Below are 24,881 nucleotides of genomic sequence, written 5' to 3'. Positions count from 1 at the left end.
AACCGCCGCGCGGCAAAAAACATCTGCCTCACGGCGGCGGACACAGTTACATTTTTGTGCTGACCATGTGTCCTACGTCATCCATTAGACCGGTTACAGCATGGGCGGCACGGCGCGCTTTGCGGCGTAGCCGGTGATTGTTTGCCAGTGCTTTTTCAGTCACCAATGTGGCAGCGGCACCCAGTGCAATGCCCCAGCCGATGCCGCGGAACACGCCCGCTGTGCTTTTAAACATACGAATCAACCTCCCCGTCAGGATTGCGGAAGCTATTATAACAAGCCCCATCTTCCAGTATCCCCTTTCTCGTGTCATTTATCGTGTACAAATCCTGTGAAGGCTGTATAACCCTGGCAGCTTGCACACTGGTGCTGCCTGCTGTATGATGAAGCAGTGCATCCTGCCTTATTCTTTGCGCCTTTTTCTATTTTTATCTGTTTATCGTAAAAAGAAACGGAGGTCACTTTTTTTGTATCAGCTGAATATTGTTCTGGTCGAACCGGAAATCCCGCAGAATACCGGGAATATCTCCCGCACCTGCGCCCTCACCGGCGCTCGGCTGCATTTGGTGGGGCCGCTGGGTTTTCGTACAGATGACCGCTATCTGAAACGTGCCGGTCTTGACTACTGGCACCTGCTGGACGTGTCATATTATCAGAGTTTGGAAGATTTTTTTGCAAAAAATGAAGGTCCTTTTTATTATTTTTCCACGAAAGCACGTCAGATTCATTCGGATATCCGCTACCCCGAAAAATGCTATCTCGTTTTTGGCAAGGAAAGCGCTGGCCTTCCGGAAGAACTGCTGAAAGCCAACCCGGAAAGCTGTGTACGCATTCCCATGCTCAACCACCCCGACGCCCGCAGCCTAAACCTTTCCAACAGTGCTGCTGTCGGTGCCTATGAGGTCCTGCGCCAGTGGAAATACCCGGAGCTTCTGTGTCGGGGGCAGCTGCATCGGCTGCATTGGTAGGCACTTCTGCAACTCAGTCCCCACATAATGGTACGACCACTGTGAAATTCTTGAAATACACCTGCCAGTGTTGTATAATTGCCATACATTATAGTTATGTTTTCGGTATCCCATTTTTTATTTGTATGAAAAAAGAAGTATGAAAGAAGCCATGAGATACCAAAATACGATAAAAGGAGTGTTACCCATGAATTACCTGAACAAAAAAACCGTCGAAGATATCGACGTTGCAGGCAAACGGGTCCTGGTCCGCTGTGACTTTAACGTCCCGTTTGACGATGCAGGAAATATCAGTGATACAAAGCGCATTGACGGTGCGCTTCCTACCATCAAATACCTTATTGAACACCACGCAAAGGTGATTCTGTGTTCGCATTTGGGCCGGCCGAAAGGCGAGTTCAACATGAAATACTCTCTGGTGCCGGTCGCCAAATGCCTTTCCCAGAAGCTGGGCCAGCCGGTCCAGATGGCAAAGGACGTCATCGGTGAGGATGCCAAGCGCATCGCTGCTTCCCTGAAAGACGGCGAAGTGGAACTGCTGGAGAATGTCCGCTTTCATAAGGAAGAGGAACAGAACGACCCGGCATTTGCTAAGCAGCTGGCCAGCCTTGCGGACGTTTATGTGAACGATGCCTTTGGCACCGCACATCGTGCGCACGCATCCACTGCCGGCGTTGCCAGCTATCTGCCTGCTGTGTGCGGTTTCCTGATTCAAAAAGAAATCACTGTCATGGGCAAAGCCCTGCAGGACCCGAAGCGCCCGTTCGTTGCCATTTTGGGCGGCGCAAAGGTTTCTGACAAAATCGGCGTTATTACAAACCTGCTGGACAAGGTAGACACCTTGATTATCGGCGGCGCCATGGCTTATACCTTTATGAACGCGCTGGGCTACAGTATTGGTGACTCCAAGTGTGAACCGGACAAAATTGATGTTGCTAAGGATATTATGGCCAAGGCAAAAGAGAAAAATGTAAAGTTCCTCATTCCTGTGGACAACGTGGCTGCCGACAAATATGCGGCTGACGCAGACCATAAGGTCGTTCCGTCCGACAAGATTCCGGAAGGCTGGATGGGTCTGGACATCGGCCCCAAGACACGCGAGCTGTTTGCCGGTGCTATTAAAGATGCCGGCACGGTTGTGTGGAACGGCCCGATGGGCGTTTCCGAATGGAAGGCTTTTGCCGGCGGCACTGTTGCCGTTGCACAGGCAGTCGCCAACAGTAATGCCGTGTCCATCATTGGCGGCGGCGATTCCGCAGCCGCTGTGGAAAACCTCGGCTTTGCGGACAAGATGACACATATCTCCACCGGCGGCGGTGCTTCCCTGGAGTTCCTGGAAGGAAAAGTCCTTCCAGGCATTGCCTGCCTGAATGATAAAGACTGAATCTGCCGGTAAAACCTGGGCGGGGCCTTTCGCCCCGCCTTTTTTGCAAAAATGCTCATTTTTAATAAAAGGAGACTGTAAACCATGAATAAAGCAATTCGCAAGGCGGTCATCGCTGGCAACTGGAAAATGAACAAAACGCCCGCAGAGGCAAAAGAACTCATCAACGGCATTAAGCCGCTGGTCAAGGACGCAGCCTGCGGTGTTGTGTGCTGCGTACCTTATGTGGACCTGCCTGTCGTTCTGGAAGCGGCCAAAGGTTCCAATATCGGCGTCGGCGCAGAAAACTGCCACTGGGAAAAAAGCGGTGCCTTCACCGGCGAAATTTCCGCAGAAATGCTTGCTTCTATGGGTGTGGAATATGTCATTATCGGCCATAGCGAGCGCCGCCAGTATTTCGGCGAAACCAACGAAACCGTCAACAAGCGCATCCGCGCCGCACTGGACGCCGGCCTGCGCGTAATCCTGTGCGTCGGCGAAAGCCTGCAGCAGCGTGAGCAGGGTGTCACCAGCGAACTGGTCGCCATGCAGACAAAAATCGCGCTGGACGGCGTAACAAAGGACGAGCTTGCTCACATCATCATCGCCTATGAGCCTATCTGGGCCATCGGCACCGGCAAAACCGCAACCAGCGAACAGGCAAACGAAGTCTGCCACACAATCCGCGCAACGGTTGCCTCCCTGTATGACCAGAAGGCTGCCGATGCCCTGACTGTTCAGTACGGCGGTTCCATGAAGCCCGGCAATGCCGCTGACCTGCTGGCACAGCCAGACGTGGACGGTGGACTGATTGGCGGCGCTTCTCTGAAGCCACAGGATTTCGCCGCAATTGTCAAAGCTGCCAGCGAAGGCTGAACGTTTCTGGAAGATAAATTTTTCTGACTGATTTAAAGGGGTATTGATAGAATGGCAAAAAAGCCTACTATTTTAATCATTATGGATGGTTTCGGCATTGCGCCCCCAGAGGGCAACGCCATTGCCGCCGCCAAAAAGCCTAATCTTGACCGTCTGTTTGCGGAAAATCCGCATACACAGATTGGTGCCTCCGGGCTGGACGTTGGCCTGCCGGATGGCCAGATGGGCAACAGCGAAGTCGGCCACACCAACATCGGTGCCGGCCGCATTGTATACCAGGAGCTTACCCGTATCAGCAAAGCTATCAGCGACGGCAGCTTCTACAGCAATCCCGCGTTCCAAAAAGCGGTGGATAACTGCAAAAAGAATAACAGCGCCCTGCACATTTTCGGCCTGCTGTCCACCGGCGGCGTACACAGCCACCTGACGCATATCCTTGCGCTGGTGGAACTTGCCAAGCGCGCCGGCCTGCAGAAAGTTTATCTGCACGCTTTTCTGGACGGCCGTGACGAGCCGCCGAAGTCCGGCAAGGGGTTTGTCCAACAATGTGAGGCAGAGCTTAAAAAAATCGGTGTCGGCGAAATTGCCACCGTTTCCGGCCGGTATTATGCCATGGACCGTGACAAAAACTGGGACCGCCTGGAAAAAGCCTACAACGTCATTGTCCTTGGGGAAGGCAAAACTGCCGCTTCCGCAGAGGAAGCCGTACAGAATTCCTATGACAAAGACACAACCGATGAATTCGTCCTGCCGACCGTTGTCCGCAGTGAAGGTCTGGTCCGGCCGAACGATTCCATCATCTTCGCAAACTTCCGTCCTGACCGTGCCCGTCAGATTACCCGTGCCTTTGTGGACCCGGAATTCAACGGCTTCGCACGCCGGAACGGATGCTTCCCCGTCACTTTTGTCACCATGGCGCAGTATGATGCCCAAATGCCGAATGTGACCGTTGCGTTCCCGCCGGAAAAGCTGACAAACACCCTGGGTGAGTATATCTCCAACCTTGGCATGAAACAGCTGCGCATTGCGGAAACGGAAAAATACGCACACGTCACATTCTTCTTTAACGGCGGTGTGGAACAGCCATATGCCGGTGAGGACCGCATTCTTGTTAAGTCACCGAAGGTTGCTACTTATGATATGCAGCCGGAAATGAGCGCACCGGAAGTCACCACAAAACTGGTGGATGCCATTCATTCCGGCAAATATGACATGATTATCCTCAACTTTGCGAACTGCGACATGGTTGGCCACACCGGCGTGTTCGGTGCGGCAGTAAAAGCTGTGGAAACAGTGGACAACTGTGTTGGCAAAGTAACTGATGCCATCGCCGACATGGGCGGTGTGGCACTGATTACAGCCGACCACGGCAACGCCGACAAAATGGTCGATAAAAATGACAAGCCCTTTACCGCACACACGACCAATCCCGTCCCGTTCTGCGTGGTGGGCTATCCCTGCCAGCTGCGGGAGGGCGGCCATCTGGCGGACATTGCCCCCACCATGCTGCAGATTATGGGCCTGAAGCAGCCGTCCGAAATGACGGGCAAGAGCCTGATTCGCTGATTTTCCGTATGTATTTTTTAAGCGCCTGCGAAAGACAGTTCCTGTGTCTCGCGGGCGCTTTTTTCATACTGCTTCCATAGACCGCCGGAAATATTTGCAACTGTTCGCTGCCTGTGCCATAATAGAATTATAAATTGTTGTGAACCGCCGCAGGGAGGAAATAGAATGGAAATTGAACGAAAATGGCTGATGACACAAAAACCCGTGGGCCTGCCCGTTTTGGATACGGTCACGCAGTATCAGGGATATCTCTGCACCCATCCGGCCGTGCGTATTCGCCGGACACACAGCAAAGACGGGGATTCCTATCGGCTGTGCATCAAGGGCAAAGGCACGCTGGTGCGGGAAGAAGTGGAGCTGGACTTACCCGCGGAAAAATACGAGGCACTTGCCCGCCTGCTCACGAAACCACTTATCCGAAAGGATTTTACTGCTTTTTCCCTGCCGGGCGGCTTAATACTGGAGTACAGCGATGTAGACATTGGCCTGCCCAGCGCTTTTTCGTACGCCGAAGTGGAATTCAGCAGCGTTGCGGAGGCACGGGCGTTTGTACCGCCAGCCTGTCTGGGACGTGAAGTAACCGAGGAACCCGGCTGGACCATGTCCGATTATTGGGACCGCCGCGCCCCCGCCGCGGACTGAAACGACCGGTTGATGCCGGAGAAGGGAACGACTATGCGTTTTATCGACTTACACTGTGATACATTGGGCACCTGTGTGGCGCGCTCCGGCGGAAAAGTACGGCTGGCAGAGAACAGCTGTCAGCTTGATTTAAAACGTCTGAAAGCCGCCGGCAGCATGGCACAGGTATTTGCCGCCTTTCTGCCCACCCATGACACCGCCAAAGAGGACGGCATCACCTTGGGTCCGCAGGACCTGTTCGACCAAATCTACGCCTGCTACCAAAAAGAGCTGCGCATAAACCGCGATACACTGGCACCGGCACTGTCCGGTGAAGATATTCTAAAAAATGACCGGGCAGGGCGGCTGTCCGCCATTCTCGGCGTAGAGGACTGTGTGCTGCTGGATGGCAGCCTGCGGCGGATTGCCTCCCTGTACAAAAAGGGAGTGCGGGTGATGACACTGACGTGGTGGTATGAAAACAGCCTTGGCTACCCCTGCAGCCCTATCCCCGCGGACACAGCCCGTGGACTGAAACCATTCGGCAAAAAGGCAGTACGCAGAATGCAGGAACTCGGCATTTTAGTGGATGTTTCTCATCTGTCGGACGGTGGTTTTTACGACGTTGCTTCCCTTTCGCAGGAATTGCACGTTCCGTTTGCCGCCACCCACTCCTGCGCACGGACACTCTGCCAGCACCCGCGCAACCTGACCGACGATATGCTCCGCATAATTGGCGAAACCGGCTCGGTATGCGGCATCAACTTCTGCGCGGAATTTTTGAACGGACGCAGCGGCAAATACACCCGCATTGACGACATTGTGCAGTGTGCGCGCTATATCCGTGACAAAGCCGGCATAGACGCGCTGGCCATCGGCTCGGACTTTGACGGCATTGACTCCACGCTGGAGTTCGGCGACTGCGCCGGTCTGCCAAAGCTCGCCGACGCGCTGGCCATGTACTTTCCGGCGGACGAGGTGGAAAAAATCTGCTGGAAAAACGCGCTGCGTGTATTAACGGATGCCCTGAAAGGCACTGCACACCGCAAATAACCGCCATTTGCATTTTTTATACATTCCTTCTATAATAGGTACTGCCCGCCGAAAGGCAGCGGTCCGTCGTGAGTTCCGGACCTAAAAGATTTACTAGGGCCGGATTTCCTCTGCGTGTCCGGCCTACTGGAGGAATGTGAATATGCAGAAAGAAGTAAAACCTGTGCTGTACCTTGCACAGGCAGGCGTCATCGCCGCACTTTACGTTGTCCTTACTTTTTTGGCAAATGCGATGGGCATCGGTTCCATGGCCATCCAGTTCCGTTTCAGTGAACTGCTGACTATTTTGCCGGTCCTAACGCCCGCCGCTGTACCTGGGCTGGCTGTTGGCTGCTTTATCGGCAATCTTTCCAGCCCGCTCGGCCCGGTGGACTGGATATTCGGCACAGCCGCCACCCTTTTCGGGGCACTGCTAACACGCGCCCTGCGGAATGTCCGCTGGAAAGGCCTGCCTGTTGCTGCCTCACTGATGCCGGTTGTGTGCAACGCCGCCATCATTGCGCTGGAAATTTCCTGCCTTGCCGGACCGAACTTTTCTTTTGCCAACTTCAGCCTGCCGCTGTTTTTCAGCGGCATGGCAACGGTCGGCATTGGGGAATTGGTAATGTGCACCGGCGGTGGACTGCTCCTGTTCCATGTACTGGAGCGTTCCCATGCCACACAGCACCTTTTTCAGGCACAGTAAAAACCACAAAATATCAAATTTTCAATTAGAACTCATCATGAAGCGGCCGCATTGCCCACACAGAAATGCTGTGGGCAATGCGGCCGTTTTGTATTGTATATTTTTTACGGATTACTTTCCTTCGGCGAAGCCTCTCGGGTAATCAGGATACGCACAATGCGCCGGTCCTGAATCCGCAGGGCCGTCAGGCACAGCTTCCCGCAGCGAACCGTGGGGTGCTCCTCTGCCTGTGGAATGCGTCCCAGTCGCTCCACCATCAGACCGGCCAGCGTGTCATAGTCCCCTTTGGGCAGTGAAATGCCGGTCATGTCCTCCGCGTCTTCCACTAACAGCGCGCCGTCAACGGACCAGCGGTTTGGTCCGTCCGGCACGACCTCCTCTTCTTCCCGGTCGTACTCGTCCTGAATATTGCCGACAATGGATTCCAGCAGGTCCTCCAATGTAATCAATCCCTCGGTGCCGCCGAACTCATCCACAATAATGGCAATTTGCCGGTGCTGTGCGGTCATTTGCTGAAACAGCCGGCTGCAGATCTGTGTTTCCGGCACAAAAGCTGCCGGACGCATCAGGTCCGTCAGCCGCACCGGCTGTGGCGGCTTCCCCACAAACGGAAGCAAATCTTTGACATACAGGAAACCGAGAATGTTATCCAAATCCTCATGATAAACCGGAATACGGGAAAACCCCTGGTCCATGGAAAGATGCACCACGTCCTGCAGAGTATCTGTATCTTCCACCGCCGCAATTTCCGTGCGGTGCGTCATCATTTCAGAAACCGGACTGTCATCAAAATCCAGTACATTGGAAATCATATCTTTTTCCGTTTCCTCAATGACGCCGTGTTCCTCCCCCTCATCTACCAGCAGGCGAATTTCCTCTTCCGTAACTGCCTCCCGTCCCTCTTTGTCGGGGCGAATACCAAACAGGCGCAGGACTAGGTTTGTGCTGGCGGTCAGCAGATGGACCAACGGCGTAAAAAAGGAAGCCAATCCATTAAGGATGCCCGCAAAGCGGAATGCAATGCTTTCCGCGCGGTGAATCGCCAGCTGTTTCGGCACCAATTCCCCCAGTACCAAAGAAAAATAGGAGAGAATCAGCGTAATCAGCACCGAGGCTACTGCCTGCAGTGCCGAATGCGGCAGGCCTGTCCAGCGGAGCGCACCGGCCAGCATGGAACCGAAACTTTGTGAAGCCGCCGCACTGGACAGAAACCCTGCCAGCGTCACGCCGACCTGAATGGTCGCCAGGAAGCGGTTTGAGTCCTTTGTAAGCTTCTCCAGCTCAGCGGCTTTCCGGTCACCGCTCTCCGCCATGCGGCGGACTTTGCTTTTGTTCAGCATAAGCACCGCAATCTCTGCGGCAGAAAAAAAGGCGTTTATTAGGATAAGGACAGCCAGCAAAAGCAGGCTGTTCCACGGAAAAGCCGTAGTATCGGCAGGGTCAGGAGGCATAAAATCAGATTCCCCTTTCTTTATAGACAAAAACAATGTATAATAGAGTTTGTACATCAATTGGCCGCTGATTCGCCCGCAAAGGACGTCGGCGTCCAGCTTTTTTCCATTTTACAGCATGACTTCTCGTGCTGTCAACCTACCGGAATGCGTTTTTTCGCTAAAAAGGTAGCACCTATTTCTTCATTTGGGCTGCCTCAGGCGGCGGAAACATACAATATTGCTAAAAATCTTTTTGAGTTTGGCCATTATACTTTACACAGCGCAAAATTCGTGTTAGAATTTGTGTTGGAAGTACATAAACCACTCTATCGTACTCCAGTGGGCAATCGATAATTTCCAAAAGGAGGAATTATTTATCATGGATTCCAGAAAAAAGCAAACCATGGATGGCAACACTGCTGCTGCACATGTAGCATACGCCTATACTGACGTAGCCGCCATCTATCCCATTACCCCATCTTCCCCTATGGCAGACACTGTTGACCAGTGGTCTGCTGCTGGCCGGGAGAACATCTTCGACAACCAGGTCAAGGTTGTGGAGATGGAGTCTGAGGCAGGCGCTGCCGGTGCCGTTCACGGCTCTCTCGGCGCTGGTGCTATCACCACTACGTTCACCGCTTCTCAGGGCCTTCTGCTGATGATTCCGAACCTGTACAAGATTGCAGCTGAACAGCTCCCCTGCGTCATCGACGTAGCAGCTCGTACCGTAGCTGCCCAGTCTCTGAACATCTTCGGTGACCACAGCGATGTTATGGCGTGCCGCCAGACCGGCTGCGCTATGCTGGCTGAAGGTTCCGTTCAGGAAGTTATGGACCTGTCCCCGGTTGCACATCTGTCCACAATCGAAGGCCATGTTCCGTTCATCAACTTCTTCGACGGCTTCCGTACTTCCCACGAACAGCAGAAGATTCGCAAGTGGGATTACGAAGACCTGAAAGATATGTGCGACATGGATGCTATCGACAACTTCCGTAAGGAAGCGCTGAATCCAGAGCATCCGAAGATGCGTGGTTCTCACGAAAACGGCGATGTCTTCTTCCAGCATCGTGAGGCCTGCAACCCTGTATATAACGCTCTGCCTGCTATCGTTAAGAAATATATGGGCAAGATTAACGAAAAACTGGGCACCGATTATGACCTGTTCAACTACTACGGCGCACCGGACGCTGACCGCGTCATCATTGCTATGGGTTCCATCTGCGATGTTGCTGACGAAGTCATCGACTATCTGACCGCTAAGGGCGAAAAAGTCGGTATCATCAAGGTTCGCCTGTATCGTCCTTGGGTTTCCTCCGCTCTGCTGAAGGTTATCCCGAAGACAGCTAAGAAGATTGCTGTACTTGACCGCACCAAGGAGCCCGGTGCTTTGGGCGAGCCGCTGTACCTGGATGTTGCTACTACCCTGCGTGAAGCCGGCATGAACGACGTTGTCCTGACTGGCGGCCGCTACGGCCTGGGCAGTAAGGACACACCGCCGTCGTCCGTATTCGCTGTGTATACTGAGCTGGCTAAAGAGAATCCGCGTCCGCGCTTCACTCTTGGCATCAACGATGATGTTACTCATCTGTCTCTGCCGGAAGTTAAGCCTGCTCCGATTACCTCTGCCCCTGGCACCAAAGAGTGCAAGTTCTGGGGTCTCGGCGGCGACGGTACTGTCGGTGCAAACAAGAACTCCGTCAAGATTATCGGCGATCATACCGACAAGTATGTTCAGGCATACTTCCAGTATGACTCCAAGAAGACCGGCGGCGTAACCATCAGCCATCTGCGCTTCGGCGACAAGCCGATTCACAGCCCCTACTACATCAGCCAGGCTGATTTCGTTGCCTGCCATAACCCGTCTTATGTCAACCAGGGCATGAAGATGGTACAGGATGTCAAGCCGGGCGGCGTCTTCATGATTAACTGCCAGTGGTCTGACGAAGAGCTGGCCCATCATCTGAACGCCGAAGCAAAGAAGTATATTGCTGACAACAACATTCAGCTGTACACAATCAATGCTATCGATAAAGCTATCGAAATCGGCATGGGCAAGCGCACCAACACCATCCTGCAGTCCGCATTCTTCAAGCTGGCTAACGTCATGCCGATTGATGACGCTGTCGATTTCATGAAGCAGGCTGCTCAGAAGTCCTACGGCAAGAAGGGCCAGAATGTTGTTGAGATGAACTGGAAGGCTATTGATGCCGGCGTTGACGCTGTACACAAGGTTGACGTTCCAGCTTCTTGGTCTAACCCTGAAGCTGACCCGGCTCCGAAGGCTTTGAAGGGCCGTCCGGAACTGGTCAAGCAGGTCCGCGAGATTATGGAGCCTATCGCCCGTATGGACGGCGACTCTCTGCCGGTTTCCGCCTTTGTTGCAAATGCAAACGGCGAATGGGAACAGGGCGCTTCCGCTTACGAGAAGCGCGGTACTGCTGTCAGCGTACCTGAGTGGGATGCTGCTAAGTGTGTTGGCTGCAACCAGTGTTCATTTGTTTGCTCTCATGCTACGATCCGTCCGTTCCAGCTGACCGCTGACGAGCTGGCTGCTGCCCCGGCACAGACAAAGAGCCGCGACAACAAGCCTGCAAACGAGTACAAGTTTGTCATGAGTGTTTCCCCGCTGGACTGCATGGGCTGCGGCGAATGTGTCACTGTCTGCCCGACCGGCGCTATCACAATGAAGCCTCAGGCAAGCCAGGCCGACCAGCAGGCAGTCTTCGACTACTGCGTTGCCAACATCTCCAAGAAGCCGAGCAAGTTCGGGGACAACACGGTCATTGGTTCTCAGTTCAACCAGCCGCTGCTTGAGTTCTCCGGTTCCTGCGCAGGCTGCGCCGAGACCTCTTATGCACGCCTCATCACACAGCTGTTCGGCGAGAAGATGTTCATCTCCAACGCCACCGGCTGCTCCTCCATTTGGGGTGGTACTGCTTCCATCTCTCCGTATACCGTCAACAAAGATTCCGGCCATGGCCCTGCATGGGTTAACTCCCTGTTCGAGGATAACGCAGAGCACGGCCTGGGCATTGAAGTCGGCCTGAAGACCGTTCGTGAGAACCTCATTAAGCGCATCACCAAGGTCGCTGAATCCGACAAGGCATCCGCTGAAATGAAGGCTGCTTACAAGAAGTTCATGGATACTAAGGACAGCACAAAGGCAAACGACGAACCTGCAAAGGCCCTCATCGCAGAGCTGGAGAAGGCCGCTGCTGCTGGCTGTGAAGACTCCAAGGCTATCCTGAAAGAAAAACAGTTCATTGCTAAGAAATCCGTTTGGATCTTCGGCGGCGACGGATGGGCCTATGATATCGGCTACGGCGGACTGGACCATGTTCTGGCTTCCGGCGAAGATGTCAATGTCATGGTCTTCGATACTGAAATGTATTCCAACACCGGCGGACAGGCTTCCAAGGCTTCCAACATTGGTGAGGTTTGCCAGTTTGCTGCTTCCGGTAAGGAAATGAAGAAGAAGAGCCTGTCTGAGATGTGCATGACTTACGGCTACATCTATGTCGCTCAGATTGCTCTGGGTGCTAACCCGGCACAGGCTGTTAAGGCCATTGCTGAGGCTGAGGCTTATCCGGGTCCGTCCCTCATTATCGGCTATGCTCCCTGCGAGCTGCACGGTGTTAAGGGCGGCCTGATGAACTGCCAGAACGAAATGAAGAAGGCTGTTCAGGCTGGTTACTGGAATCTGTTCACATTCAACCCGGCATTGAAGGCAGAGGGTAAGAACCCGTTCACCCTGACTTCCAAGGCTGGCGATACTTCCAAGTATCAGGACTTCCTGGCCAACGAAACTCGTTACAGCCGTCTGAATCGTGCATTCCCGGACCGTGCAAAGGATTTGTTTGCACGCAACCAGAAGGCTGCTGAGGACCGTTACAATCATCTGACAAAGCTGATTGACCTGTACAAGTAATTTTCCCGCTTTGGAAAATTGCCGTTCTCTCCTCCTTTCTCTGCTGTTTCAACAGAAAAAGTAAGTGAGAATTATAGGCAGGAAAACTTCATAGAAAGTTTTACCGCCCCGTTTATCTGCAAAGGTAAGCGGGGCGGTTTTTGTCTAAAATGGAAAATCCGAGAAAAATTAAATTTCGTCATCTTTTTTATAATATTCATCACGCAGTATTCACATACTTTGAACATAATAGATACTGCAGAAAGGAAATCACCCGAAATCCCTTTTAGGAAGGAATGAGTTCCATGAATGATTTCAATGATAATCAAAACAACAATATGAAAGATGACAAAAGTTCTATGAATAATGCGGAAGGAAATGCCAACTCTACTATTGGAAGCGGTACCCAGTGGGATGGAGAAAGTTATCACTCCGGACCTGTTCGCCCCGGCAATGACAGTTCTTCTGCACAGTGGCAGAACAGCAGCTACACTTCCGGATACAATGCCCCACCGAATAATCCCTATGGCAGTACTTCTTCCGGCAGCGGGTACCAAGAAGAACCTGTATGGCACCAAACCACATGGGAACCGCCGCAGTACCATGACCCCGGGCAAAAACAAACGCGCCGCAGCAAGCGGAAAAAGGAACACGGTGCAACCCCCACTTGGGCGCGTGTGGTGGCCTTTATCGTTGGTGGATTCCTAATCTCTGCCTGTTCCATCGGTGCGTTTGTCGGTTTGGTAAACAACGGTACCATCAAGTTTGGCACTTCCGGTTCTTCCGGTCCCGCATTTGCCATTACCAAACTGATTGACAGTTCCAGCTCCAGCAGTGCTTCCTCCAGCACCGGCAGTACCAAACTTCTGACCAAACAGGAAGTCTGCAAAAAGGTGATTCCCAGCGTTGTTCTGGTACAGAACTACCAGAAGGCCTCCAGCCGACTGGACTTTTCCGGTACAACGGACGGCAATACCAGCAGCCAGAAAAGCGGCGCAGCCATAAACGACACCGGCTTTTTTGACTTTGGTGACGACAATGGAAATAGGAACACCAGCAGCGGCAGTACTAGCTCTGACTCTGGTGACAGCATCTCCCCTGCCAGCGAAGGCTCCGGCGTTATTATCAGCAGTGACGGCTACATTATGACCAATGCCCATGTGGTGGACAGCGCCAGCGCACTGAAAGTTGTCCTCAGCAACGGCAAAAGCTATGAAGCCAAACTGATTGGCAGCGACGCCGTAACGGACCTTGCGCTGATTAAAATTAGCGCTACCGGCCTGACCGCTGCGGAATTTGGGGACAGCAGCAGCCTAAAAATCGGTGACGAAGTGGTCGCTATCGGAAACCCCGGCGGCAGTGAGCTGGTTTCCAGCGCTACATTCGGCAACATTTCTGCACTGAACCGTACCATTACGGACAGCGACACTGGCTACACCCGTGAATGCATCCAAACCGATGCAGCCATCAACCCCGGCAACTCCGGCGGTGCACTGGTTAATATGTACGGACAGGTGGTCGGCATCAATTCCAGCAAATTGACACAGGTCGGCAGTACTTCCGCTGAAGGCCTCGGCTTTGCGATTCCTATCAACGAAGCTCAGCCCATCATCACCAGTCTGAAACAGTACGGCTATGTAAAGGACCGCGCTATCCTGGGCATCAGCGGCCGTATGATTGACAATGTAACTGCACGCATCTACGGCATTTCCAACACTGGATTCGTCATTCAAAAAATAACGAACCCGGAACTGACCAAAGCTGGTGCCACTGTTGGCGATATTATCACAAAGATTGACAACACGACGGTGACCTCCAGCGGCACCATTACCACAGTGATTTCCAAGAAAAAGGCCGGCGATACCGTAAAATTGACGCTGGTCAGTCTGCAGACGGGCAAGAGCAGCACCATTTCGGTGAAGTTGATTGCACAGACCGGCAAGAGTTGAATTTATTTGCTTACAAGTATTTTTTCATAAATTTCTCCTCTCTCCTGAAAGACAGCCTGAAAGTTTAGGCTGTCTTTCTTCTTTATGCAAAAAAAGCCTACCGGCGTTTTCCACCGATAGGCTCTCGTTTTCATTCATTCTTCCGTCTGTGCTATTTTATCCGGTTCTTTCTTTTCCGCGGTCTGCGGCATTTCCTGCTCCGGTTTTATCAGCCTGCCGTGCATCTTTGGCATGGACAGCTGTTTCAGACGCGGACGCATTTTTTCCTGTGCAGCCGTCATGGCAAAATGCTTCTGTGACGCACCCGCGCCGGACATCAGACCAAACATCATTTCGCAGGATTCTTCAATGCTTGGCTGCTCATCAAAACGCACCAGCAACTGCTGCAGGTCATGATAAAAGACAAATTTAATCACACGCGTAAAAGGCGTCTGCAAAAAGGCAGCATACAGCTTCAGCACTGGCCGGTCGTCTTCATCCGTTGTCAGATACACAGAGCATCCCACTGGATACGTTTCACCGTTCACGGTCATTTCGCTGCGAAACGGCTCATTCTCCAGTCCGGCTGTCAGTACAGTATCCTCCCCGCCGCTGCGAATACCAATATGGCACATTCCCGGTGTAAACCGGAACGAAAAGGCCTCTATTGTCGGCGGATAATTGTTGATAAACGCTTTCAGTGTCTGCGGCATAATGGTTCCATAGCCGCTTTCCAGCCGATAGCTCTTTCCCTCCAGCGACAGCGCCAGCGGTGGAACGGTCCGCCGCAGCTGCGGTGCCGGCTGGAACGGCGGCCATATCGGTTTTTTCGGCTGCGGCGGTATGGTCTGCTGAACGGCATACAGGTGTGCCAGTGTATCTTCCAGCTTGCGCAAAGCATGCAGATTGTTCGGCAGCGGTTCATCATGGAAGCCCTCGGCATCTTTCGCAAAGTACTTTTCAGTAATGGTACTGGCTTCATCTGTTACAAAGGTTTGGCTTCCGCTAGTCATGGCCACAACTGCATCCAAATGCGGCAGAATAAACACATGCTGTCCAAACAATCCACTGTACTGATAAGAATGACCTACTGGAAAACTCCATAGCTGATAGCCGTACCGGTCATCGCGGGAGGCACCGTCTGTGCGGACGGTTTTTTCAATGCTGTCCCGCACCCATTGTTCCGGCACCAGCTGGCGGTCACCCTTTGCCGTATGCCACAGGCCCTGCTGCAGGTACAGCTGCCCCAGCTTCGCCATATCTACTGAGCGCAGATACAGCCCCCAACCGCCTTTTTCAATGCCCATCGGGCAGGTTTCCCAGCGCGGACGGGGAATACGCATGGGCGTAAACAAACGCGGCATAAGGTAATCGACCAGTGATATACCAGTCATTCTGTGCAGCACTGCGCTGAGCATATACGTATTCATGCTGTTATAGTAAAACTCGCTGCCCGGCTCAAAGATACATTCGGAAGAAAGATAACCGCGCACCCAGTCGCGGTCCGTCACGCTAAACAGTTCATTGTATTTGACACCGGCTGTCATCTGCAGCAGGTTTTGAATCGTCACATTGGAAACATGAGAGTTGTGGAAAAAGCTGCGCTCATCCGGAAAGAAATCAACCAGTTTGTCTGTCACGGACAGCCGGTTCTCCGACACCGCCATTCCGACCGCCATGCCTACCACGCTTTTTGCGGCAGAAAACTGCATATGCGGAAAAGCAGCCGTGTATGGCTTAAAGCTGGCCTCAGCAATCAGCTTTCCGTGACGCATCACCGCAACGCTGTGTACATGAATGCTTTGGCAGTCCCGCAGCGCCGTAAAAAAGCCGTTCAGCCATGCACTCTCCACTCCCTGTGCTTCCGGCGTACTGGTTTCCAGGCCATACAGGGAGCGGTCCGGCAACGGCTTTTCACGGTACGGTTCAAACGGATACGGCATACACCGTTCCGGGTTGCCCTGCAGAATGCTGAGCATCAAGTTCATTGTTTTCATCTGTGATACCAAATCGACAATCATGGCTGCTCCTTTCCGCTGAACGCATGGTTGACAGCCTGCTGCAGGTGAAATTTGCGGCGCAGACGCAGCCAAAGCTGCGGCAAAAGCTGCATGAGGTATTCCGGTTTATCCGGCAGCAGTGCCACTGCCTGCTCCCGGCTTTCCACCAGCCATCCGCTGCACTCGTTCCCCTGCAGCACCAGCACTCCCTGTGGGCTGTCATCCAGCAGAGGAACGCCCAATGCCTGAAACAGCGGCTGGCCAAAGGAAGGTCTGCCGCTGTGGGATGGACCAACCGCACAGACCATCCGGTTCTGTTTCAGCAGCTGTCCCAGACAGGCCGGCTGGCCCGCTTCCTGTGCGGTGCGGACCTGTGTCAACAGAAAGCCGCTGTTTTCCAGCAGTTCCTGGCAATAGGCGGTGCGGCGGGCACCACAGAAAAGTACTGCGGTCTTCATGGCAGATTCCCCCCTTCGGGACAAAGGTTATTATTGGCTGTTCTTATTCTATCATTTTTTGCATAAATGGAAACCTGATAATTATTTTTGTGCAGTACGAGATGGAAATTCACTGGTCCGATCCCAGCCACGGCTGTCCATTGGCATCTGGAACAGTCTGCGCCGCAGCAGGTCCAGCGCATTGCTGGCTGCCCGGTGACGCAGGTAGTTGCGCTCTTTACGGCCGCCCTGGCCGTCCATGGTGCGTATCCATGTGTGTTCGCCATCGTCCAGCGCAATGAGGATATAGCCAACCGGCTTTCCCTCGCTGGTCTTGGGACCGGCTACACCGGTAATGCCAATGCCAAAATCAGCGTGTGCTTTGCGGCGTACGCCCTGTGCCATGGCGGCAGCCGTTTCCGGACAGACAGCGCCCTTTTCGGCCAGCAGGTCCGCCGGCACCCCCAGCAATAGATTCTTTACTTCATTGGAGTAGGTAACAAGGCCCATGTGAAACACCTGAGAAGCACCGGAAATATCCGTAATGCGCTCGGCCAGCATACCGCCGGTACAGCTTTCCGCCGTTGCCAGCAGCTTTCCCTGCCGCTGCAGTTCACGCACAACCACGACTTCCAAGCTGTCAACATCGGTCCCATAAACATAGTCGCCCAAACGGCGGCGGACCTCGTCTGCCAGCGGCGCACACAGTGCCTGTACCTCTTCCTTTGTCTTTGCCTTGGCGGTCACCCGCACATACATCTCGTCTTCCAGCGCATAAGTGGCTGCTGTGGGGTTAGCCCCCTGCACAAGGTCATCAATCTTTTCGGCGGCGCTGCCTTCTCCAATGCCAAATGCGCGGATATTGGTGCTGGCAATTACGCCGTCCACCCACTGTGCAAGATACGGCAGTGCGTAAGTCTGCAGCATGGGAACCAGTTCCCGCGGCGGGCCTGGCAGCATTAAGAGGACTTTTCCTTCATCTGTTGTAAAGCCGCAGCCTGGTGCTGTACCGTGGTCGTTCGGGAAAATCGTACAGCCTTCCGGCAGCATTGCCTGGTTCATCTGGCTGTGGCTGCAGGTTCGCCCGCGAAAATAGGATGCCAGCCTATGGCAGGTATCCTCGTCGCGTACCAGCTTCCGGCCGGCCGCAGCCGCACAGGTCTGCTTTGTCAAGTCATCCTCGGTAGGTCCAAGGCCGCCGGTTGCCACAACAATGTCGCTGTTTGCCAGTGCGTTTTTCAGGACTTCCGCCAAACGGTCGGAGTTATCCCCCACAACGCAGGTAAAGCGGATATCAAATCCCATCTCCGCCAGCCGGCGTGCCACATAGGCGGTATCAGAATTCACAACCTGCCCCAGCAGCAGCTCGGTACCAACACTGATAATCTCTGCTTCCATGGTCTGCCTCTTTTCTTAATTGGTTACCGCGGCTGCACCACACGCAGCGACGCATTCTGTATACATTCCTGCACCAGTGCCTCTACGTCCAGCAGCTGTTCCGCCCGCTCCAGCTTATCCTCGTGCGGTTTGGTGCAGGGGTGCTTCGGCGTAAAGACTGTGCAGCAGTCCTCATACGGTTCAATGGAAATATCGAACGTGCCAATTTTCCGCGCTGTATCAACAATTTCCGTTTTATCGGAACCGATAAGCGGCCGGAACACCGGCATGGAAACACAGGCGTCTGTGCAGCAGATGGCCTGCATGGTCTGACTTGCCACCTGCCCCAAACTTTCGCCGGTAATCAACGTCAGGCAGTCATTCTGTACAGCGATCTGCTGGGAAACGCGCATCATAAAGCGGCGCATCAGCAGTGTAAAAAGGTCCTCCGGACACTTGTCGCGGATTTCCTCCTGTACATGGGCAAAGGGCACCGTGTACATAGGAATGCGTCCCGCATAGCTGCTGACCTGTGTTAATAGGTCCACCACTTTCTGCTCCGCGCGCTCGCTGGTGTACGGTGGGCTTGCGAAATGGACCGCGGTCAACTCCACGCCGCGGCGGGCCATCCGCCACGCGGCAACCGGGCTGTCAATGCCGCCGCTGATGAGCAGTGCGGCTTTTCCGCCGGTTCCCACTGGAATACCGCCGGCGCCCCGTTTGGGATTGCTGTGAATATAGGCACCAAAGTCACGGACTTCCACATAAACGGTCACGTCCGGATGGTGTACATCCACCTTCAGGTTTGGAAAATGTTCCAACAGGCAGCCACCCAGTTCGGCGCATATCTGCGGCGATTTGATTGGGAATTTTTTATCGGAACGTTTGGCTTCCACTTTAAAAGTATGCGCAGCCAACAGTTCTCTGCGCAGATAGTCTGCGGCGGCCAACTCTATTTTATCCATATTCTTTGGCGCAACGCCCGCACGCACATAGGTGGCAATGCCGAATACATGACCCACACGGTCCATTGCCTCGTCCATATCCACTTCTTCCCGCGGCATGACGGTTACAGCAGACTGGCGGGAGCGTATGTCGAACTTCCCCAGCGGTTCCAAATGATGCCGGAGATTTTTCAGCAGAGTATCCTCAAAGGTGCGGCGGTTCAGGCCTTTCAGCACCAGTTCCCCAAGTTTTATTAAAATAATTTCTTTCATACGTATCTTTTCATTCCTGTCTTTATTTTTTAATCGTAATAATAATATAGAAAAGTCAGGCCTTCTGCAAAGTGCGAAGCCCTTCCTGCAGTGCCTGCAGGAAGGCGTCACAGTCCGCTTTGGTATTATAACGGCTGAAGCTTACCCGCAGTGCGGAATCAATGCGCTCCGGCGACAGCTGCATAGCCGTAAGCACATGGCTCTTGGCCCCTTTGGAGCAGGCGGAGCCGGAAGAAACATACACGCCGCGCTCCGAAAGGTAGTTCAGCATGGTTTGTGCCTTTACCCTGCCTGCGGAAAGGTTCAGCACATAGGGCAGTGCGTCCTCCGCACTGTTGATAACGACCCCCGGCATATTGGCAAGCTGTTCACGCAGGTATGTATTTAGACCGGCAATTTTTTTCCGCTCCTCCTGTACGTCCGGCAGCGCTGCACAGGCCGCGCCAAATCCGCAGAGTGCGGGCATCGGCTCGGTGCCGGGGCGCATATTCTTTTCCTGTCCGCCGCCGAAAGTGCGCGGTTGAATGTGGACACCCTTCCGAATAAATAGTGCTCCTACGCCCTTTGGACCGTGTATTTTGTGGGAGCTGACGGTCATCAGGTCTATTCCACGGCGGCCGGGGCGCAGTGGCAGTTTGCCGAATGCCTGTACCGCATCTACGTGCAGAAGCGCCGGCGCACCGGCACGGTCAATGGCAGCACGTGCATCATCTATTGGCAAAATGCTGCCGACTTCATTGTTCACTGCCATCAGACTGACCAGAATGGTGTCCGGCATAACCGCATCATACAGTTGCTGAGGGGAAATATGGCCGGTGCTGTCCGGCTGCAGATAGGTAACCGTAAAGCCCGCCTGCTCTAGCTGCTGCATAGGCAGCAGCACACTGGGGTGTTCCACCGCCGTGGTGACAATGCGTTTACCGCGCCGGCAGCGGGCCTTTGCGGCACCGAAAACGGCCAGATTATTGCTTTCCGTTCCGCCGGAAGTAAATGTAATCTCCTCCGGACGGGCGGAAAGCGCCGCTGCCACCTGATCCCGTGCGGTTTCCCGCGCACGCTCGGCCGCAAAACCCAGCGTGTGCAGGGAAGAAGGGTTGCCGTATGTCTGCATCATGGCGTTCAGGACCACCTGCACCGCTTCGTCACAGACACGTGTTGTGGAAGAGTTATCCAGATAAACCTGCTGCAAAAAAGAAAACCTCGCTTTTTGTGCCCGCCGCGGCGGGCTTTTGTACAGAAACAGCGCCCCTCCACCCTGCTCTAAAAAGGCAGCAGCAGGCAGGGGCGCTGAAAGGCCCGGTCAGGCCTGATGATTTCCTGTTTCCTGTGAATGATACCGGTCATACAAACTTTGCATCAGCATAAAGATATTCTGAGCGGATTTGCTTTTGTCAAAGGCAACACAGGCCTGCCGCATCTGTTTCAGCTTCCGCGGTTCTTCCAGCAGTCCGGCAATCTGCTGAGCTGTATCCTCATGCTGGTCCAGCTTGATTGCCATGTGGTGGTTTTGCAGGAATGCGGCGTTGTCCTCCTCCTGCCCGGGAATTGCGTCAAATACCGCCATGGGCAAATCACTTGCCAATGCTTCACTGACCGTCAGCCCGCCCGGCTTGGTAATCAATAAGTCGCTTGCGTGCATATAGTCTTCTACTTTGTTGGTAAAGTAGACCAGCTTCGTCTTTTTACCGCTGTCCGGTACGATTTTTTCAAATTCGCTGTAAAGCCGCGCGTTCTTTCCGGTAATGACAATCATCTGAAAGTCCATGTCCAAGTGACACAAATCCTCATAAATGCCGATAATGCCTGTTACGCCGAAAGAACCTGCCATGAACAGAATCGTCGTTTTGTCCGGGTCCAGCTGAAAGCTGCGGCGCAGTGCCGCACGGTCACTTTTTCGGAAGAAGTTGTCCGTAACCGGAATGCCGTATGGAAACACGATTTCCGGCGGAACGCCCATTTCCTCCATTTCCGGCACCATATCCTCATTGCTCACAACATAGGCGTCTACATCGGGGGCAATCCATGCCTGATGTGGGCCATAGTCCGTCATCAGGCACAAAAGCGGCACCTGATAACCGTTTTTCTTCATGCGGGAGACCATCTCGGTTGCAAAGGGGTGTGTACTTAAAATGACATCCGGTGCTACCTGCCGAATGGCCTGTGCCAGCCGGCCGCTGTGCTGGTAGTTAATCTGGAACATCATGCCTTTCATAGGGGAAGGTTTGTTGGTTGCACGGTACAGCCTGCCGAATGTCTGTGGTGCACGTCGGCACAAAAGGCGGTATCCGTCACAGCAGGTGTGGTCCAGCACTGGGCCAATCTCTTTCAGAGCATCCAGAACTACCACCCGATTTCCCTCAGAGTGTTCTGTGATATAAGTCTGCAGAGCATGGGCCGCGCGTCGATGTCCGCCGCCGGTTGCCGCTGTTAAAATCAGAATCTTCATTCTCTGCTCCTTCTTTCCGTGGTATAGGGGCCGTGTTCATTTATTTTTAAGTATACCATATCATCGGGCAATTTTCTATGGATAACGGAAGAGAATCTGACTGGCAAAGTGTTTTTCCTGTTTTGCTGTGCCGCGGCGGGTGTACAGCGGCTTTTCCTTTACAAGATACACCGAAACCGGTATAATACAAAATGGAAAAACAGAAAAATTTCCTGTCTTTTTACACGGCGGGTAAAAAATAGATGGAGGCATCGCCCATGTACCGATACAGTGAAGACCCACAGTCCAAACAAAAAAACAAAAAAGTTGTCCTTGCCGTCGTTCTGGTTGCAGCAGCGGCGGCTGCTGCCATTTTCATTCTTGGGAAGACTACATTCCGTCACACTGTACAGCCGACCGCTTTCACCTCTGGCAACACCTCTTCCACACAGCCAGTCTTCGGCAGTGTAACGGTGGAAGGCATATCCCTGAAGGGCATGACTATGGCACAGGGGCGCAGCGCTGTGCTGGAACAAATGGAGAAAAAGGACGCGGCCCGTACCTATACTCTGACCCATGGGGAAAAATCCTATACACTGAGCGGCAAGGACCTGCACATTTCTTATAATACCAATGCCGTGCTGCAAAGGGCAATGCAGGCTGGCACTGCATCTTCCACCACATCATCGGCTTCTTCTGCCTCTTCTGACACAGAATATCGTCTGACGCCCACTGTCGACCAAACCAGCCTGCAGGCAAAGCTGGAAGACCTGACAAAGTCCGTAAACCACAGCGCAAAGGAACCAACCATCCGCTCCTTTGACGGCAGCGGCTTTTCCTTTACAGAGGGTACCCCTGGCGTAAAGGTCAGCAACTCTGCCCTGCTGAAAAAAGTGTTGGATGTTATTCCCACCTCTGACTCCGCCACAATCTCCATTCCAACCGAAACAGTGGACTGCACTAGGACTATTGATGATTTGCGGCAGCATATTGTCAAGCTCGGCAGCTTCACAACCATTTCCCGCAACACGGAAAACGGGACCTATAATATGTCCAAAGCACTGCGCGCAGTCAACGGCACTGTTGTTCCCGCAAACGGCACTTTCTCGTATCTCGGCACCATCGGTGAAGCCGGCCAGTCGCAGGGCTACAAGCTGGCAACTGCACTGGAAAACGGGCAGGCCGTTCAGTCCTACGGCGGCGGCATCTGCCAAGGCAGCACAACCATTTACGGCGCTGCCATGCGCTCCAACTGCGGCATTGTGGAACGCAGCCCGCATTCCAGTCCCTCCTCTTATGTGCCCATTGGACAGGACGCCACCGTATCCTTCCCCGGACTGGACTTTCGGTTCAGTAACCCGACAGATTATCCTATGTACATACAAAGCGGTGCGGACGGCCGCACCATGTACTGCACAATTTATGGCTATAAGAGCAGCACATGGGATACGATTGACGTTAGTTCTAAGCTGACACGCGGGACCGTGGAAACCGGACGTTATGCCACCTGCACCCGCACATTCTACAAAAACGGCAGTGCGGTCCGCACCGAATCCATGCCCAGCTCCTATTATCCGCCGCACACCACTACGCAAACCGCCGGCTCTTCCTCTTCGTCGAAAAAGGCCACTTCCAGCAAGGCTTCCTCAACAGCGTCGTCCACTCTTTCGAGTAAGCCGTCATCTGCATCGTCAAAAACGGCGTCTTCTTCCTCATCTTCAAAAAAACCGTCCTCCTCCAGTAAAGCTCCCCGCTGAAAGGACAAACGTCCGCCGAATTTTTTCGGCGGACGTTTTTTCCTTGTGGATTTTCTATTCGGGCTTGACTTTTGCAGAAAAATTTGTACAATGAATTTGTGTACACTTTTATGTGTACTTTCTAAAACTTTACAGTAAAGGGAGGGGAACGAATGGCCGAATTGATGCAGAACCCAATTATCAGCGTCATTGTTCCGGTATACAACGTCGGCAAATACATTGGGCAGTGTTTAAATACTTTGACACACCAGACCATTTCGGTTCCCTACGAGGTTATCGCCGTAAATGATGGTTCCACCGACAATTCCCTATGCATTCTCGAACAATACGCTGCGGCAGACAGCCATGTGCGCGTCATCAATCAGCCGAACGCGGGCGTTTCCGCCGCCCGCACCGCGGCACTGAAAGCCTCCCGCGGCGAATATCTGTGCTTTGTGGACGGCGACGACTATGTTGCCGGAAATTACTTAGAGCAGCTGTACCGTGCCTGCACCATCAACCACGCGGACATCTCCTGCTGCTATTATTACTGGCACATCGTGTGCAACGATGTCCTTTTTGAATATCCATTCCACTGCCGCGGTGTCTACAACACAGAGGATTCACTGAATATGCTGCTGCGTGACGTATTGATTCAGTCTTTCCTTTGGTGTAAAATGTACCGCCGGGAAATTTTTATAAAATCCGGCGTTCGTTTCCCCAAGATGTGCTTTGAAGACCTCGCCGTACTGCACCAGATTTTTGCACAGGCAAAGCAGGTTGCCATTATTGACGAACCGCTTTATTACTACAATCTGCACGGTGACAGCACCCTCGGCTCTATCAGCCCTCAAAAGGTAACGGACTATATTCGCGCCATTGCCATGATTCGCGTGGCACTGCAAAAAAGCGGCCGGTTCGGGGTTTTCCGTGACAGCTATCACCATCTGGCACGAAAGACACGGAATAACTGCTATTATTATGTCGCAAAAATGCACTTGCTGAACAAAGATATGCGCGGGTACGCTTCGGATATGCTGTTTGTACGGCGCGCTATCAGCCTATGCTGCAAGGACGACTTCAGCGTCGCCGAGCTGGAACGGCACCTGCCCCGGCTCTCCCGAAATCAACGACGCCGTCGGGAAGGTTTTGCCCGCTGACTAATTTTTTCACGCCGACCGGCGTAAACGCTTTTAAAATGGTTACACTTGCAAATAAACAGGCAGCTGCCGCTGTGCGGTTTTCCGCAGGCTGCAGCGCCTTTTTCTTTATTCACCTGCCAACGAAAG

The 24,881-nt window shown here is 53.3% G+C and carries 19 protein-coding genes; 11 read left to right on the top strand and 8 right to left on the bottom strand.

All coding sequences use genetic code 11. The features are described from left to right. Positions 1-46: 46 nt before the first annotated feature. Positions 47-235 carry a hypothetical protein gene (locus tag GJQ69_RS01420; RefSeq protein ID WP_086036584.1) on the bottom strand — a complete coding sequence of 63 codons (189 nt, stop codon included), beginning with the start codon at positions 233-235 and terminating at the stop codon, positions 47-49. Positions 236-467: 232 nt separating this feature from the next. Between GJQ69_RS01420 and GJQ69_RS01415 the strand changes: the two genes are divergently transcribed. From GJQ69_RS01415 to GJQ69_RS01385, 7 genes are all read left to right on the top strand, one after another. Beyond that, entirely contained in the window at positions 468-968 is a 501-nt protein-coding gene (locus GJQ69_RS01415) for a tRNA (cytidine(34)-2'-O)-methyltransferase (protein ID WP_086036585.1), read from the top strand. 187 nt (positions 969-1,155) lie between these two features. After that, positions 1,156-2,352 carry a phosphoglycerate kinase gene (locus GJQ69_RS01410; protein ID WP_086036586.1) on the top strand — a complete coding sequence of 399 codons (1,197 nt, stop codon included), beginning with the start codon at positions 1,156-1,158 and terminating at the stop codon, positions 2,350-2,352. Between the two features lie 84 nt (positions 2,353-2,436). Then, a complete protein-coding gene (gene tpiA / locus GJQ69_RS01405; protein WP_174192772.1) occupies positions 2,437-3,207 on the top strand; it encodes a triose-phosphate isomerase in 771 nt (256 codons plus the stop codon). A 51-nt stretch (positions 3,208-3,258) separates the two neighbouring features. Beyond that, entirely contained in the window at positions 3,259-4,773 is a 1,515-nt protein-coding gene (gene gpmI / locus GJQ69_RS01400) for a 2,3-bisphosphoglycerate-independent phosphoglycerate mutase (protein WP_086036588.1), read from the top strand. 165 nt (positions 4,774-4,938) lie between these two features. Continuing rightward, positions 4,939-5,415: a CYTH domain-containing protein gene (locus GJQ69_RS01395; protein ID WP_086036589.1), complete on the top strand. Its 477-nt coding sequence runs from the start codon at positions 4,939-4,941 to the stop codon at positions 5,413-5,415. A gap of 33 nt (positions 5,416-5,448) precedes the next feature. Further along, a complete protein-coding gene (locus tag GJQ69_RS01390; protein WP_157658992.1) occupies positions 5,449-6,447 on the top strand; it encodes a dipeptidase in 999 nt (332 codons plus the stop codon). A gap of 142 nt (positions 6,448-6,589) precedes the next feature. Beyond that, positions 6,590-7,132 (top strand): QueT transporter family protein, encoded by a 543-nt coding sequence (locus GJQ69_RS01385; RefSeq protein WP_086036591.1) that lies wholly within the window; start codon positions 6,590-6,592, stop codon positions 7,130-7,132. Positions 7,133-7,236: 104 nt separating this feature from the next. Here GJQ69_RS01385 and GJQ69_RS01380 read toward each other — a convergent pair whose 3' ends face one another. Next, positions 7,237-8,583, bottom strand: a complete 1,347-nt coding sequence (locus tag GJQ69_RS01380) for a hemolysin family protein (RefSeq protein ID WP_086036592.1) — start codon at positions 8,581-8,583, stop codon at positions 7,237-7,239. Positions 8,584-8,944: 361 nt separating this feature from the next. On the opposite strand from GJQ69_RS01380, the gene nifJ reads away from it, so the two are divergent. Together nifJ and GJQ69_RS01370 are read left to right on the top strand one after the other, a co-directional pair. Beyond that, positions 8,945-12,493: a pyruvate:ferredoxin (flavodoxin) oxidoreductase gene (gene nifJ, locus GJQ69_RS01375; RefSeq protein WP_236849707.1), complete on the top strand. Its 3,549-nt coding sequence runs from the start codon at positions 8,945-8,947 to the stop codon at positions 12,491-12,493. A 284-nt stretch (positions 12,494-12,777) separates the two neighbouring features. Continuing rightward, complete coding sequence (locus tag GJQ69_RS01370) at positions 12,778-14,421, top strand: S1C family serine protease (protein ID WP_236849706.1); 1,644 nt, start codon at positions 12,778-12,780, stop codon at positions 14,419-14,421. Positions 14,422-14,555: 134 nt separating this feature from the next. Here the strand turns inward: GJQ69_RS01370 and GJQ69_RS01365 are convergent, their stop codons facing one another. The 6 genes from GJQ69_RS01365 to GJQ69_RS01340 form a co-directional block, all read right to left on the bottom strand. Further along, entirely contained in the window at positions 14,556-16,421 is a 1,866-nt protein-coding gene (locus GJQ69_RS01365) for a serine hydrolase domain-containing protein (protein WP_086036593.1), read from the bottom strand. Next, complete coding sequence (locus GJQ69_RS01360; protein ID WP_086036594.1) at positions 16,418-16,858, bottom strand: hypothetical protein; 441 nt, start codon at positions 16,856-16,858, stop codon at positions 16,418-16,420. Before GJQ69_RS01360 ends, GJQ69_RS01365 begins: the two co-directional genes overlap by 4 nt. A gap of 81 nt (positions 16,859-16,939) precedes the next feature. After that, positions 16,940-18,235, bottom strand: coding sequence for a competence/damage-inducible protein A (locus GJQ69_RS01355; RefSeq protein ID WP_086036595.1), 1,296 nt, complete (start codon positions 18,233-18,235; stop codon positions 16,940-16,942). A gap of 23 nt (positions 18,236-18,258) precedes the next feature. Beyond that, on the bottom strand, positions 18,259-19,431 hold the full coding sequence (thiI, locus tag GJQ69_RS01350; protein ID WP_174192770.1) for a tRNA uracil 4-sulfurtransferase ThiI: 1,173 nt from the start codon (positions 19,429-19,431) through the stop codon (positions 18,259-18,261). 55 nt (positions 19,432-19,486) lie between these two features. Beyond that, a complete protein-coding gene (locus tag GJQ69_RS01345) occupies positions 19,487-20,620 on the bottom strand; it encodes a cysteine desulfurase family protein (protein ID WP_086036597.1) in 1,134 nt (377 codons plus the stop codon). A gap of 111 nt (positions 20,621-20,731) precedes the next feature. After that, on the bottom strand, positions 20,732-21,877 hold the full coding sequence (locus tag GJQ69_RS01340; protein WP_086036598.1) for an MGDG synthase family glycosyltransferase: 1,146 nt from the start codon (positions 21,875-21,877) through the stop codon (positions 20,732-20,734). 257 nt (positions 21,878-22,134) lie between these two features. Here GJQ69_RS01340 and GJQ69_RS01335 point away from each other — a divergent pair, with 257 nt between their 5' ends. After that, on the top strand, positions 22,135-23,613 hold the full coding sequence (locus GJQ69_RS01335; RefSeq protein WP_174192768.1) for a VanW family protein: 1,479 nt from the start codon (positions 22,135-22,137) through the stop codon (positions 23,611-23,613). Positions 23,614-23,765: 152 nt separating this feature from the next. Beyond that, positions 23,766-24,752, top strand: coding sequence for a glycosyltransferase (locus GJQ69_RS01330; protein WP_174192766.1), 987 nt, complete (start codon positions 23,766-23,768; stop codon positions 24,750-24,752). The last annotated feature ends 129 nt before the right edge of the window (positions 24,753-24,881 follow it).

This window comes from Caproicibacterium lactatifermentans, assembly GCF_013315815.1.
GTDB lineage: Bacteria > Bacillota > Clostridia > Oscillospirales > Acutalibacteraceae > Caproicibacterium > Caproicibacterium lactatifermentans.
The sequence above is the reverse complement of the archived record's forward strand: the minus strand, read 5'-3'. Positions and strand labels throughout refer to the sequence as shown.

Coding starts and splice junctions, on each gene's coding strand:
- GJQ69_RS01420 (WP_086036584.1), bottom strand. CDS start 235: ATGTTTAAAAGCACAGCGGGCGTGTTCCGCGGCATCGGCTGGGGCATT.
- GJQ69_RS01410 (WP_086036586.1), top strand. CDS start 1,156: ATGAATTACCTGAACAAAAAAACCGTCGAAGATATCGACGTTGCAGGC.
- tpiA (WP_174192772.1), top strand. CDS start 2,437: ATGAATAAAGCAATTCGCAAGGCGGTCATCGCTGGCAACTGGAAAATG.
- gpmI (WP_086036588.1), top strand. CDS start 3,259: ATGGCAAAAAAGCCTACTATTTTAATCATTATGGATGGTTTCGGCATT.
- GJQ69_RS01395 (WP_086036589.1), top strand. CDS start 4,939: ATGGAAATTGAACGAAAATGGCTGATGACACAAAAACCCGTGGGCCTG.
- GJQ69_RS01390 (WP_157658992.1), top strand. CDS start 5,449: ATGCGTTTTATCGACTTACACTGTGATACATTGGGCACCTGTGTGGCG.
- GJQ69_RS01385 (WP_086036591.1), top strand. CDS start 6,590: ATGCAGAAAGAAGTAAAACCTGTGCTGTACCTTGCACAGGCAGGCGTC.
- GJQ69_RS01380 (WP_086036592.1), bottom strand. CDS start 8,583: ATGCCTCCTGACCCTGCCGATACTACGGCTTTTCCGTGGAACAGCCTG.
- nifJ (WP_236849707.1), top strand. CDS start 8,945: ATGGATTCCAGAAAAAAGCAAACCATGGATGGCAACACTGCTGCTGCA.
- GJQ69_RS01370 (WP_236849706.1), top strand. CDS start 12,778: ATGAATGATTTCAATGATAATCAAAACAACAATATGAAAGATGACAAA.
- GJQ69_RS01365 (WP_086036593.1), bottom strand. CDS start 16,421: ATGATTGTCGATTTGGTATCACAGATGAAAACAATGAACTTGATGCTC.
- GJQ69_RS01360 (WP_086036594.1), bottom strand. CDS start 16,858: ATGAAGACCGCAGTACTTTTCTGTGGTGCCCGCCGCACCGCCTATTGC.
- GJQ69_RS01355 (WP_086036595.1), bottom strand. CDS start 18,235: ATGGAAGCAGAGATTATCAGTGTTGGTACCGAGCTGCTGCTGGGGCAG.
- thiI (WP_174192770.1), bottom strand. CDS start 19,431: ATGAAAGAAATTATTTTAATAAAACTTGGGGAACTGGTGCTGAAAGGC.
- GJQ69_RS01340 (WP_086036598.1), bottom strand. CDS start 21,877: ATGAAGATTCTGATTTTAACAGCGGCAACCGGCGGCGGACATCGACGC.
- GJQ69_RS01335 (WP_174192768.1), top strand. CDS start 22,135: ATGTACCGATACAGTGAAGACCCACAGTCCAAACAAAAAAACAAAAAA.
- GJQ69_RS01330 (WP_174192766.1), top strand. CDS start 23,766: ATGGCCGAATTGATGCAGAACCCAATTATCAGCGTCATTGTTCCGGTA.